Below are 12,737 nucleotides of genomic sequence, written 5' to 3' on the forward strand. Positions count from 1 at the left end.
TATAATGAGCAAAACAGAACTATACGCGGCGTTAAACCGCGATTTTCAGTCGTTAATGGCAGGTGAAACCAGCTTTCTGGCCACGCTGGCGAATACCAGCGCGTTACTGTTCGAACGTCTTACCGAGGTGAACTGGGCAGGATTTTATCTCCTCGAAGGCGATACGCTGGTGTTGGGGCCGTTTCAGGGGCGAATCGCCTGTGTGCGGATTCCGGTTGGTCGCGGCGTGTGCGGCGCAGCGGTAGCGCAGAATAAGGTTCAACGTATTGATGATGTTCATGCGTTTGACGGCCATATTGCCTGTGATGCCGCCAGCAACGCCGAAATTGTGCTGCCTGTCACGGTTGGTGAACGGATTATCGGTGTGCTGGATATAGATAGCACGGCGTTTGGCCGTTTTACCGAAGAAGATGAACACGGCCTGCGTACGCTGGTCGCACAGCTTGAAACCGTGCTTGCAACGACGGATTACAAAAAATTCTTTGCGAGCGTCGCAGGATAATCAACGGATAACGTAGCAATTACTGATGGCGTCATTATAATGACGCCTGTTCATGCCTGCTGCTTGTTGGCTACGTCCGTTGTAATCAGGAAATTTCATGGAAAATCAACCTAAGTTGAATAGCAGTAAAGAAGTTATCGCGTTTCTGGCCGAGCGTTTTCCTCACTGTTTTAGTGCGGAAGGCGAAGCTCGCCCGCTGAAAATTGGTATTTTTCAGGATCTGGTAGAGCGAGTTGGGGGCGAAATGAACCTCAGCAAAACGCAACTTCGTTCCGCTTTACGTCTTTATACTTCAAGCTGGCGTTACCTGTACGGCGTTAAGCCGGGCGCAACGCGCGTCGACCTTGATGGCAATCCGTGCGGCGAGCTGGAAGAACAGCATGTCGAACATGCGCGTAAGCAGCTTGAAGAAGCCAAAGCCCGTGTTCAGGCGCAGCGCGCAGAGCAGCAAGCGAAAAAACGCGAAGCTGCCGCGGCGGCTGGCGAAAAAGAAGACGCGCCGCGACGCGAGCGTAAACCTCGCCCGGTAGCGCGTCGTAAAGAAGGCGCTGAACGTAAACCTCGCGCTGATAAACCGACGACGAAAGCGCCGCGTGCGCCTCGCGAAGAGAAGCACACGCCGGTTTCTGATATTTCAGTATTGACCGTAGGGCAGTCCCTCAAGGTGAAAGCGGGTAATAATGCGATGGATGCCACCGTATTAGAAATCACCAAAGATGGTGTCCGTGTACAGCTGAATTCGGGTATGTCTTTGATTGTACGCGCAGAACACCTGGTGTTCTGAAACGGAGGCCAGGCCTGGCATGAACACTTTTTTTAGGCTTACCGCGTTAGCTGGCCTGCTTGCATTAGCAGGCCAGTCCTTCGCCGTGGAAGATATTACGCGTGCCGATCAAATTCCCGTACTAAAGGAAGAGACGCAACATGCGACGGTGAGCGAGCGAGTAACGTCGCGTTTTACCCGCTCCCACTATCGCCAGTTCGATCTGGATGAGGCATTTTCGGCAAAGATTTTGGATCGCTATCTGAATCTTCTCGACTATAGCCACAACGTTTTGTTGGCGAGCGATGTCGAGCAGTTTGCGAAAAAGAAAACCGTGTTGGGCGATGAGCTGCGCACGGGTAAGCTGGATGTTTTTTACGATCTTTATAACCTGGCGCAAAAGCGCCGGTTTGAACGTTACCAGTACGCGCTAAAAGTGCTGGAGCGGCCAATGGATTTCACCGGAAACGATACGTTTAACCTGGACCGCAGTAAAGCGCCCTGGCCGAAAGATGAGGCTGAGCTAAATGCGCTGTGGGATGGTAAAGTGAAATTCGATGAGCTCAGTCTGAAACTCACCGGCAAGAGCGACAAAGAAATTCGCGAAACGCTGACGCGTCGCTACAAATTCGCTATTCGTCGCCTGGCGCAGACCAACAGTGAAGATGTGTTCTCGCTGGCGATGACCGCTTTTGCGCGTGAAATCGACCCGCATACGAATTATCTTTCTCCCCGCAATACCGAGCAGTTTAATACCGAAATGAGCCTGTCTCTGGAAGGTATCGGCGCGGTGCTGCAAATGGATGACGATTATACTGTCATTAACTCATTGGTCGCCGGCGGCCCGGCAGCGAAGAGTAAGTCAATTAGCGTCGGCGATCGTATCGTTGGCGTAGGGCAGGCCGGAAAACCGATGGTCGACGTCATTGGCTGGCGTCTTGACGATGTGGTGGCGCTGATCAAAGGGCCAAAAGGCAGCAAGGTCCGACTGGAAATACTGCCGGCTGGTAAAGGGACGAAAACGCGTATTATCACGCTGACGCGTGAACGGATTCGTCTTGAAGATCGCGCGGTTAAAATGTCGGTGAAAACCGTCGGCAAGGAAAAAGTTGGCGTACTGGATATTCCAGGCTTCTATGTTGGCTTGACCGATGATGTCAAAGTTCAGCTTCAGAAGCTGGAAAAACAGAACGTTAGCAGCATCGTTATCGATCTGCGTTCAAACGGCGGCGGGGCGCTGACGGAAGCCGTTTCGCTTTCCGGTCTGTTTATCCCTTCTGGTCCGATAGTTCAGGTGCGCGACAATAGCGGCAAAGTGCGTGAGGATAGCGACACCGACGGCGTGGTCTACTACAAAGGCCCGCTGGTGGTGCTGGTCGATCGTTTCAGTGCCTCGGCATCGGAAATCTTTGCTGCCGCGATGCAGGATTATGGGCGCGCGCTGATTGTCGGTGAGCCGACCTTCGGTAAAGGGACGGTACAACAATATCGTTCGCTAAACCGAATTTACGATCAGATGCTTCGCCCGGAATGGCCTGCGCTGGGTTCGGTGCAGTACACCATTCAGAAGTTTTACCGTGTCAACGGCGGTAGTACGCAGCGTAAAGGGGTCACGCCGGATATCATCATGCCGACTGGCAATGAAGAGACGGAAACCGGAGAAAAATTTGAAGATAACGCCTTGCCGTGGGATAGCATTGATGCGGCGAAGTACGTGAAATCGGATGATTTGGCCCCGTTTGGCCCGGAATTATTGAAAGAACACAACGCGCGTATCGCCAAAGATCCTGAGTTCCAGTACATCATGAAGGATATCGCACGTTTCAATGCCATGAAGGATAAGCGCAACATTGTCTCTCTGAATTATGCGCAGCGTGAGAAAGAGAACAATGAAGAAGACGCTCTGCGTCTGGCGCGTATTAACGATCGGTTTAAACGTGAGGGTAAACCGTTGCTGAAGAAACTGGACGATCTGCCAAAGGATTACCAGGAGCCGGACCCGTACCTTGATGAAACGGTGAAGATTGCTCTGGATCTGGCGCATCTTGAAAAAGAAAAACCAGCGGAGCAGGCGGCTGCCAATAAGTAACGCTAAACAGGCACAAAAAATTGTGCCTGTTTTTTTTAACAAGCGCAGAAGTCGTCAGGATAATGCTACAAAATGTAAAGTTGTGTTTTTCTCGTGACTTACCGCCTGGTGATGCTTGAAAATAGCCATAAGACCCATACGATGTGGGTAATCGCATAGTGCGCTTTGTTAAATTGAGGTTAAAAGAAAATTATGATGCGAATCGCGCTCTTCCTGCTGACGAACCTGGCCGTGATGGTCGTTTTCGGGCTGGTTCTGAGCCTGACAGGGATACAGTCGAGCAGCGTGCAAGGCTTGCTGATCATGGCGCTGCTGTTTGGTTTTGGCGGTTCTTTTATTTCATTGCTGATGTCCAAATGGATGGCGTTAAAATCCGTAGGAGGGGAAGTTATTGAACAGCCTCGCAATGAAAGAGAACGCTGGTTGATGAACACCGTAGCAACGCAAGCGCGCCAGGCCGGTATCGCCATGCCGCAGGTTGCTATCTACCATGCGCCGGACATTAACGCGTTTGCGACGGGCGCACGCCGTGACGCCTCATTGGTCGCTGTGAGCACCGGTTTGTTGCAAAACATGAGCCCTGACGAAGCGGAAGCCGTCATTGCGCATGAAATCAGCCATATTGCCAATGGCGATATGGTGACGATGACGTTGATTCAGGGGGTGGTTAACACCTTCGTTATCTTTATTTCGCGCATTATCGCGCAAATTGCCGCTGGTTTTCTGGGCGGCAACCGTGATGAAGGCGAAGGAAGTAACGGTAATCCGCTAATCTATTTCGCCGTTGCGACGGTGCTGGAACTGGTCTTCGGTATTCTGGCGAGCATCATCACCATGTGGTTCTCCCGTTACCGTGAGTTTCATGCCGATGCGGGATCGGCGAAGCTGGTTGGCCGTGAAAAAATGATTGCCGCGTTGCAGCGCCTGAAAACCAGCTACGAGCCGCAAGAAGCGACCAGCATGATGGCGTTTTGTATTAACGGTAAATCGAAATCGTTAAGCGAGCTGTTTATGACGCACCCACCGCTTGATAAACGCATTGAAGCGCTGCGTAGCGGCGAGTACCTGAAATAATAAGCCCACTGGCAAGTATGAAAAGCGCGTCGAATGACGCGCTTTTTTTACGCCTGAACGCGTGGTTGCGTAATACGTAAACCGCTCACTACCGCCGCGAGAGTCGCCAGGATCGCCGCTGCGAGCAGCGAAAGATGCGTACCGCTATCGCCAAACTGGTTCAACATCAGCGCTACCAGCGCGGCGCCAGTACTTTGGCCTAACAGTCGCGCCGTGCCCAGCATCCCGCTGGCGCCACCGCTGCGCTCACGCGGCGCGGAAGTGATAATGGTGTGATTATTCGGCGACTGGAACAGGCCAAACCCTGCGCCGCAAAGGATCATCGGCCAGATAATATTCAGATCGGAGGGGGAGGCTGGCAACATGACCAGCGCAAACAACCCGGCTGCCATTATCACCATTCCCAGCGCCCCCAGCAAACCGGCATGAAGACGTTCTATCAGGTATCCCGCCAGCGGTGCCATCACCATCGTTGCCAGTGGCCAGGGCGTCAATAACAGGCCGGTTTCTACTTCGCTACGGCCCAGCACGGTTTGCAGATAAAAAGGTAGCGAGACCATGGCTAACATTTGCGCGCAGAACGAGCAAATTGACGTGCCGATCGAGAGTGAAAAAAGCGGAATGCGTAACAAGTCGATGGGTAACAAGGGGACGGGCAAAGAAAGCTGGCGGCGCACGAAGAAAAACCCGACCACGACCAGAACGAGCAGCTCTGCGCCAATCAACGTTAGCGACTGTCCCTGGGCAAAGCCGCTCAATGCGGTAATCAGCAGGCCAAATGTGAGCGCATTCATTACCGCGCTCGGTAAGTCAAAGCGTGGCTTAGTGTCATGGGCGATGTTTGCTGGTAAAAAGCGGATGGCCAGAATTAACGCGATGATACCTAACGGGACATTAATCAGAAACAGCCATTTCCATGATGAGATGGACAGGATCGCCGCGGCGATCGTCGGACCCGCGGCGGAAGAGACTGCGACGATAAAAGAGTTAATTCCCATGCCTCGTCCCAGATGACGCTGGGGGTAGATAAGACGAATCAGCGCCGTGTTTACGCTCATTAGCGCCGCGCCGCCAAATCCCTGCGCGATGCGCGCCAGCGTCAGCATCTGCAGCGAGTCTGAAAGCGCGCAAAACAATGATGAAAGCAGAAATACCACTAAACCACATTTATAGATCCGGCGATAACTAAACATGTCGCCTAAAAAAGACAGGGAAAGTAGTGAGACGACAATGGCGATTTGGTATGCATTGACAATCCAGATAGAGCTGGCAGGGGAGGCATGTAAATCAGTCGCAATGGTTGGCAGCGCGACATTAGCGATTGCGCCATCCAGAACCGCCATCGAAATACCGATAATAATCGTCAGGATAGCGCCGTATCTCTGCGGGAGGGGCAGGCCATCGGCCCGTGTTTTTTCCATAAGTATTTTGTAATAAGGGGAATTATGAGCTGAATAATAATGTTAGCATTAATACTGAGTTGTTATGTCGCAGATTTGTAACGAAGTAAGCAAAGATGGATTGCGGGCGACCTGGCGTGAAATTATAATAAAAACTCGTTCTGAATTTTATAAAACGCTCGTAATGAGGTGATAAATGGCAAACGCAGATCTGGATAAGCAGCCTGATTCTGTATCTTCTGTGCTGAAAGTTTTCGGCATTCTGCAGGCGCTGGGTGAAGAGCGTGAAATAGGGATTACCGAGCTATCGCAGCGCGTCATGATGTCGAAAAGTACCGTTTATCGCTTTTTGCAAACCATGAAAACGCTGGGCTACGTGGCTCAGGAGGGGGAGTCTGAAAAATACTCTCTGACGCTAAAGCTGTTTGAGCTGGGCGCACGAGCTTTGCAAAATGTTGATCTCATCCGCAGTGCGGACGTTCAGATGCGCGAACTGTCTCGTCTGACAAAAGAAACTATCCATCTTGGCGCGCTGGATGAAGACAGCATTGTCTATATCCATAAAATTGACTCTATGTACAATCTGCGGATGTACTCACGTATTGGGCGTCGTAATCCGCTGTACAGTACGGCCATCGGTAAAGTGCTTCTGGCCTGGCGCGACCGTGATGAGGTTAAGCAGATTCTCGACGGCGTAGAGTATAAGCAAAGCACTGGACGCACGATTACCAGCACTGAAGCGTTGCTGCCGCTGTTGGATGAAGTGCGTGCGCAAGGCTACGGTGAAGATAACGAAGAACAGGAAGAAGGGTTACGTTGTATCGGCGTACCGGTATTTGACCGTTTTGGCGTAGTCATCGCAGGGTTAAGCATTTCGTTCCCGACGCTGCGTTTTTCAGAAGAACGCCTACAGGAATATGTGGCTATGTTACACGCCGCCGCGCGTAAAATTTCTGAGCAAATGGGTTACAACGATTATCCCTTCTAAGCAACGTTATTAGCATGACGTTAAAAAAAAGCAGCTGCGAAAAATGTAGCTGCTTTTTTTATAACATCGGGTGGGATGAAATCGTAAAAGAAGATAATGTCTGTCGGCTTATTTAACGGTTATTAAAATATTATTTAACAGTACTTATGAACAACAGCCAATATAGCGGAATTATTGGTGATAGTTTCACTGTGAAATTATTTATTGCCGCTTAGCCATTATCCACCACGGTGGCGCTTTTTCTAAAAATGGGACAGTCGGAAAAGCCAATAATGCCGCTGTTGGTATGGAGATATTGCGCCGTGCTGGTGCCGCGTGCGGTCAGGTAATGGCACTGTAAACCCAGCCCCGCAGCGTTCACTTTACTTCCCACCAGGATGCCATAGCCGCTCATCAGCAGGCCTATCCACACCAGGGCAAACAATACAATTGCGCGAATGATCAAACGCATTACTACCTCTTTTCTTTTTTAGTTAGAATAAGAGTAGCGTGTACATTGATTGAAACAAGTGAATCATTCCTAAAAACATATAATGCCGCTACAGTTACTCCTGGTTTAAGTAACTCATGATAATTTAGCGACATAAGATGTAAGATCGGAGAGTGGAGTGAAAAAATTTCGATGGGTCGTTCTCGGCATCGTGGTGGTAGTATGCCTGTTGCTGTGGGCGCAGGTGTTTAATATCATGTGCGATCAGGATGTACAATTTTTCAGCGGTATTTGCGCCATCAATAAATTTATTCCCTGGTAAACGTTTTACACCAGAGATTTCCTTCCCGTGTAGCAGTGGTAGAATGACGTCTCTACATCGAGGTGGTGAAATGAACGACGTTTTAAACTCTGGTGCGTTTTCTCTTGCATCTTTAATAGTATCAATGGTGGTTCTGGTGGTGGGGCTGGCGCTCTGGTTCTTTGTCAACCGGGCAAGTTCCCGTGCCAACGAGCAGATAGAACTGCTCGAAGCGTTATTGGATCAACAGAAGCGGCAAAACGCGTTGTTACGCCGCCTTTGCGAAGCAAACGAACCAGAAAAAGAAGCGGAACCCGCAACAGCGGCAAGCGAACCAAAAGAGGATGAGGACATCATTCGTCTGGTTGCTGAACGATAATGCTTACCGGGGCGCAAATGGCGCCAGTGCCATACGCCCCATTTCCCCGTCGGATCACTCCGCGTTGCCGTTTGCAACTGATACTACGGCATCAACGCCTTACATAATGTATGGCTTTATATGCAACATAGTTTTATATGTATAACAAAAGGACATATGGCATTTTTGTGATACCGCTCATTCTCTATTAAAAGCGAAACGTTTCTCTCTCTTTATGGATTGTCATTGTTTGTTCATTATTTTAAGGCATTCTGTAAAGACGCAGAACATCACAAAAAGCGGTGTCGAAAATCGCTTTTCTTTTCTATTATTTTGATTAAAAGGTGTTTTTTATCATTGTGACAATTTATGCATAACTCAGCATAAAAAGTGATATGAAAAATACAGCTTTTAAATGTGATTTGATGCACTGGAAGAAGCGAAGTTATTGAGCTATGGTAGAAAAATGGCTTTTCAGCAGTGACGTTGTCAGGAGTCCGTCAGCGCGTGAGGATATATCTTTCGCAACTTTGTTGCATAAACGTGCTGTCAATTTGTGAAGGTTCTCGTAATTTGTGCGACGGATCGAGACACGTTTAAAAATGGCTTGCCATAATTAACGTTGTATGTGATAACAGGCTTTGGGTTAAACGAGGTACAGTTCTGTTTATGTGTGGCATTTTCAGTAAAGAAGTCCTGAGTAAACACGTTGACGTTGAATACCGCTTCTCTGCCGAACCTTATATTAGTGCCTCAAGCAGTAATGTCTCAGTTTTATCTATGTTATGCCTACGGGCAAAGAAAACACTCTAAGGAATTTTGCAAATGGCAAAGATTAAAGGTCAAGTTAAGTGGTTCAACGAATCCAAAGGTTTTGGCTTCATTACTCCGGCTGACGGCAGCAAAGATGTGTTCGTACACTTCTCCGCTATCCAGGGCAATGGTTTCAAAACTCTGGCTGAAGGCCAGAACGTTGAGTTCGAAATTCAGGACGGCCAGAAAGGTCCGGCTGCTGTTAACGTAACAGCTATCTGATCGACACCACTGATTTGATGCGTTTGTCGCGTCAGCCTCAGATATAAAGCCTCGCTAAAAGCGGGGCTTTTTAATTCAATATCCTTCAAAATGTGTCTGGACGCGCTCTCGTTAGCGATTTGTTGCAAAGGCGCGATATTATTAGCATTGTTTTTTCTGGTTTTTCCGTCCGTTTCCCGTTAAATCAATCACCTGAAAAATGATTCGGCTGGAGATCAGGTGAAAAAGAAAAGCGACGGCGATACCCGTAATTTTACGCCCATACGTTTTGCACTACTTTGCACTGCCATTCTGCTCAGTATGGCATTGTTGTTAGGGCGGGTGGCATGGCTGCAAATTGTTACGCCGTCGAAACTGGTGAAACAAGAAGATATGCGCTCGCTTCGTGAAGTGACCACGGCCTCTCCACGCGGCATGATCACCGACAGAGAAGGGCGGCCCTTAGCGGTGAGCGTTCCGGTTAATGCTGTCTGGGCCGATCCGAAGACTATCATAAGCAAAGGCGGCGTTGGCTACAATGAGCGCTGGCAGGCGCTGGCCAGCGCCCTGCATCTGTCGCTCAGTACGCTTGCGGAACGGGTAAACAGTAACCCGGCAGGCCGTTTTATCTACCTCGCGCGCCAGGTTTCACCCCAGCAAGCCGAATGGATAGATAAACTGAATCTACCGGGTATTAACCTGCGGGAAGAGTCGCGCCGTTTTTACCCTGCCGGACACGTAGCGGCCAATTTGATCGGCTTTACCAATATCGACGGGCAGGGAATAGAAGGTATTGAAAAGAGCTTTAATGCGCAACTGACGGGAAAACCGGGCTCCCGGCTGGTGCGTAAAGATAAATTTGGTCACGTTATTGAGAACATTACGGAAGTGAATCCGGTTCCTGCTCATGAACTTCAGCTTAGCATTGATGAACGTCTGCAAACGGTTACCGAAGATGCGCTGGATAACGCCGTCATCTGGAACAAAGCGGAATCCGGCGCTGCCGTATTGATTAACATCCCAACGGGTGAAATTCTCTCGATGGCGAGCTACCCGGATTTCAACCCGAACAATCGTGAAGGCGCGCAGTTGGACGATTTTCGTAACCGCGCGATTAGCGACACTTTCGAACCCGGTTCTACTGTGAAGCCATTGGTCATTATGACTGCGTTACAGCAGGGCATCGTGCAGCCGGACAGCGTTATCGATACCCATCCTTTTACTCTCGATGGACACCGTATCCGCGACGTCGGTTACTATCCGGAACTGACATTAACCGGCATTTTGCAAAAATCCAGCGATACCGGCGTTTCTCACCTTTCTCTGGCGATGCCGGTGCAGAAATTAATGGATACTTATAAAAGCTTTGGTTTCGGCGTGCCTACCGGACTGGGTCTCACCGGAGAGAGCAGCGGGTTATTACCGAAACGCCGTTACTGGAGTGATTTAGATCGCGCTACCTTCGCTTTTGGCTATGGATTAATGGTGACGCCGCTGCAACTGGCGCATGTTTATGCCACGATTGGCAGCTTTGGTATCTACCGTCCGTTATCGATCACCAAAGTTGATCCGCCCGTGATCGGCACGCGGGTAATGCCGGAAGAACTGGTGCACGAGGTGGAACATATGATGGAGAGCGTCGCGTTGCCTGGCGGCGGCGGAACAAAAGCCGCAGTAAGAGACTACCGTATTGCGGTCAAAACCGGGACGGCGAAAAAAATTGGCGATGATGGTAAATACGTCGATAAGTATGTGGCATATACCGCAGGCGTCGCGCCGGCAAGTAACCCCAGATTTGCGCTGGTGGTGGTGATTAATAATCCGCAAAACGGGGCTTATTATGGCGGCGCGGTATCTGCGCCCGTATTCAGCCAGATCATGGGCGATGTGCTGCGGCTGGAAAATGTTGAGCCAGACGGTATGCCAGCCGATTCAGATCACCTTCTGGTGATGCATGGCAGCCACGTTGCGGTTCCGGGCTCGTAAAGGATTTTCCCGGGGCGCAATTCGCGTTACACTTGCGCCCTTTAGCGCCCCAGTCCGGAGTTGTCATGTCGTTTACCTGTCCGCTTTGCCATCAGCCGCTTACGCAGATTAATAACAGCGTTATATGTCCACAGCGCCATCAGTTTGATGTGGCGAAAGAGGGCTACATCAATCTGCTGCCGGTACAGCATAAACGTTCGCGCGATCCGGGCGACAGTGCCGAAATGATGCAGGCGCGGAGAGCGTTTCTTGATGCGGGCCATTATCAGCCGCTGCGCGATGCCGTGATTAACCTGTTGCGCGAGCGGCTGGATCAGTCGGCCACGGCGATTCTGGATATTGGCTGCGGCGAGGGGTATTACACTCACGCTTTTGCCGAGGCGTTGCCGGAAGTCACCACGTTTGGACTGGACGTTGCTAAAACGGCGATCAAAGCGGCGGCGAAACGCTATTCGCAGGTGAAGTTTTGTGTGGCGTCAAGCCATCGACTGCCCTTTGCCGATGCGTCAATGGATGCGGTGATCAGAATCTATGCCCCGTGTAAGGCGCAGGAATTGGCGCGTGTGGTGAAACCTGGTGGTTGGGTCGTTACCGCCACGCCGGGGCCGCATCATCTGATGGAACTAAAAGGGCTCATTTATGATGAGGTGCGTTTACATGCGCCGTATACCGAGCAGCTCGACGGATTCACATTGCAGCAGAGTACCCGCCTTGCTTATCACATGCAGCTCACCGCCGAAGCGGCTGTAGCACTGTTGCAAATGACGCCATTTGCCTGGCGCGCCAGGCCAGAAGTGTGGGAACAACTGGCCGCCAGCACCGGACTTAGCTGCCAGACGGATTTCAACCTTCATCTCTGGCAGCGTAACCGTTAACCGTGAAAATGCGTCCAGAGGATCTGGACGCCAATTCCTATCAGTACGACCCCGCCGAGAATTTCAGCACGCTTACCCAGCATTGGGCCGATAAAGCGACCGATCATCATTCCGAGGGTGGACATGATAAGCGTGGCGCAACCGATAGCTAATGCGGTAGCGATGATGTTTACCTGCAAAAACGCCAGACCGACGCCAACCGCCATCGCATCGAGGCTGGTCGCGATAGCCGTCGTGACTAATAGCCAAAAGCTGTGGCGGCGTAACGGTGTTTCGTCTTCATCACTACCGCCGCGGATACCTTCGATGATCATGCGTCCGCCCAGAAAGATCAGCAGAACAAAGGCTATCCAGTGGTTCCACTCCAGAACGAATTTACTCGCCAATATCCCCAGCCCCCAGCCGATTAACGGGGTCAGCGTTTCAACCGCGCCAAAGATAAGGCCGGTACGCAACGCTTCTGAGAATTTGGGTTTATGTAGGGTGGCGCCTTTGCCAATTGATGCCGCGAAAGCATCCATCGACATGCCGAAAGCGAGAAGAACAGTAGCAGTAAAGTGCATGACAACGTCCTGACCGGGGTATCCATTAAACACATCACTGCCCCCAGCAAACATGCATGTCGCCATTCTGTGACGAAATACACAGCAGTTGATGCGCCTATGGTCTCGCCTGACCAGCGGCGGCTGGTCCGTACGCGCCACGTTTTGCAACGAGTATGTTGACGCGTACATTTCCGGAGTCTGGAAATCGGCTACTCCCCAATTGACGGCGCAACATTAACATATTTTTAGAATATAAAACAACAGCGATAAAATATTATTTGTCTTCTAATTGAAAACGATTTTCATTTAGATTTATTCATCAATAAAACGTTAAATTAAATAACAATTGGTCAATAGAAAATATAGCCTTAGCTATATTATGATTCGAAATAAAATTCGAAAAACATAGTTG

Annotated in this window: 14 protein-coding genes and 1 riboswitch; of the genes, 11 read left to right on the forward strand and 3 right to left on the reverse strand. The window is 50.3% G+C overall.

Going from position 1 to position 12,737, the window contains the following annotated elements; genetic code table 11:
- Nucleotides 1–4: 4 nt before the first annotated feature.
- The 4 genes from LDB27_RS09410 (at nucleotide 5) to htpX (ending at nucleotide 4,428) form a co-directional block, all read left to right on the forward strand.
- Nucleotides 5–502 (forward strand): GAF domain-containing protein, encoded by a 498-nt coding sequence (locus LDB27_RS09410; RefSeq protein WP_001518229.1) that lies wholly within the window; start codon nucleotides 5–7, stop codon nucleotides 500–502.
- Nucleotides 503–599: 97 nt separating this feature from the next.
- Complete coding sequence (gene proQ, locus LDB27_RS09415) at nucleotides 600–1,286, forward strand: RNA chaperone ProQ (protein WP_000431401.1); 687 nt, start codon at nucleotides 600–602, stop codon at nucleotides 1,284–1,286.
- 19 nt (nucleotides 1,287–1,305) lie between these two features.
- Nucleotides 1,306–3,354: a carboxy terminal-processing peptidase gene (prc, locus tag LDB27_RS09420; protein ID WP_225519940.1), complete on the forward strand. Its 2,049-nt coding sequence runs from the start codon at nucleotides 1,306–1,308 to the stop codon at nucleotides 3,352–3,354.
- 192 nt (nucleotides 3,355–3,546) lie between these two features.
- Complete coding sequence (gene htpX / locus LDB27_RS09425) at nucleotides 3,547–4,428, forward strand: protease HtpX (RefSeq protein WP_000984498.1); 882 nt, start codon at nucleotides 3,547–3,549, stop codon at nucleotides 4,426–4,428.
- Between the two features lie 47 nt (nucleotides 4,429–4,475).
- Here the strand turns inward: htpX and LDB27_RS09430 are convergent, their stop codons facing one another.
- A complete protein-coding gene (locus LDB27_RS09430; RefSeq protein WP_000416144.1) occupies nucleotides 4,476–5,849 on the reverse strand; it encodes an MFS transporter in 1,374 nt (457 codons plus the stop codon).
- Nucleotides 5,850–6,024: 175 nt separating this feature from the next.
- Here LDB27_RS09430 and kdgR point away from each other — a divergent pair, with 175 nt between their 5' ends.
- Entirely contained in the window at nucleotides 6,025–6,816 is a 792-nt protein-coding gene (kdgR, locus tag LDB27_RS09435; RefSeq protein WP_225519941.1) for a DNA-binding transcriptional regulator KdgR, read from the forward strand.
- A gap of 211 nt (nucleotides 6,817–7,027) precedes the next feature.
- On the opposite strand, the gene yobH is transcribed toward kdgR, so the two are convergent.
- Nucleotides 7,028–7,267 (reverse strand): invasion protein YobH, encoded by a 240-nt coding sequence (gene yobH / locus LDB27_RS09440; RefSeq protein WP_001236778.1) that lies wholly within the window; start codon nucleotides 7,265–7,267, stop codon nucleotides 7,028–7,030.
- Nucleotides 7,268–7,424: 157 nt separating this feature from the next.
- Here yobH and mgrB point away from each other — a divergent pair, with 157 nt between their 5' ends.
- The 6 genes from mgrB (at nucleotide 7,425) to rlmA (ending at nucleotide 11,780) form a co-directional block, all read left to right on the forward strand.
- Nucleotides 7,425–7,568 (forward strand): PhoP/PhoQ regulator MgrB, encoded by a 144-nt coding sequence (mgrB, locus tag LDB27_RS09445; protein WP_000714547.1) that lies wholly within the window; start codon nucleotides 7,425–7,427, stop codon nucleotides 7,566–7,568.
- A 70-nt stretch (nucleotides 7,569–7,638) separates the two neighbouring features.
- Nucleotides 7,639–7,926 carry a YebO family protein gene (locus LDB27_RS09450; RefSeq protein WP_001000660.1) on the forward strand — a complete coding sequence of 96 codons (288 nt, stop codon included), beginning with the start codon at nucleotides 7,639–7,641 and terminating at the stop codon, nucleotides 7,924–7,926.
- A gap of 648 nt (nucleotides 7,927–8,574) precedes the next feature.
- Nucleotides 8,575–8,718, forward strand: coding sequence for a DUF2627 domain-containing protein (locus LDB27_RS09455; protein WP_001537930.1), 144 nt, complete (start codon nucleotides 8,575–8,577; stop codon nucleotides 8,716–8,718).
- Nucleotides 8,719–8,730: 12 nt separating this feature from the next.
- Entirely contained in the window at nucleotides 8,731–8,940 is a 210-nt protein-coding gene (cspE, locus tag LDB27_RS09460; protein WP_001062678.1) for a transcription antiterminator/RNA stability regulator CspE, read from the forward strand.
- A 219-nt stretch (nucleotides 8,941–9,159) separates the two neighbouring features.
- Nucleotides 9,160–10,905, forward strand: coding sequence for a peptidoglycan glycosyltransferase FtsI (gene ftsI / locus LDB27_RS09465; RefSeq protein WP_000730322.1), 1,746 nt, complete (start codon nucleotides 9,160–9,162; stop codon nucleotides 10,903–10,905).
- 65 nt (nucleotides 10,906–10,970) lie between these two features.
- Complete coding sequence (gene rlmA, locus LDB27_RS09470) at nucleotides 10,971–11,780, forward strand: 23S rRNA (guanine(745)-N(1))-methyltransferase (RefSeq protein ID WP_000010916.1); 810 nt, start codon at nucleotides 10,971–10,973, stop codon at nucleotides 11,778–11,780.
- Here rlmA and mntP read toward each other — a convergent pair.
- A complete protein-coding gene (gene mntP, locus LDB27_RS09475; RefSeq protein ID WP_001518359.1) occupies nucleotides 11,777–12,343 on the reverse strand; it encodes a manganese efflux pump MntP in 567 nt (188 codons plus the stop codon). The genes rlmA and mntP overlap by 4 nt on opposite strands.
- A 111-nt stretch (nucleotides 12,344–12,454) precedes the next feature.
- A riboswitch (yybP-ykoY riboswitch) is annotated at nucleotides 12,455–12,556 on the reverse strand.
- Nucleotides 12,557–12,737: the final 181 nt, after the last annotated feature.

It is taken from the genome of Salmonella sp. JXY0409-18 (assembly GCF_020268625.1).
GTDB classification, from domain to species: Bacteria; Pseudomonadota; Gammaproteobacteria; order Enterobacterales; family Enterobacteriaceae; genus Salmonella; species Salmonella enterica.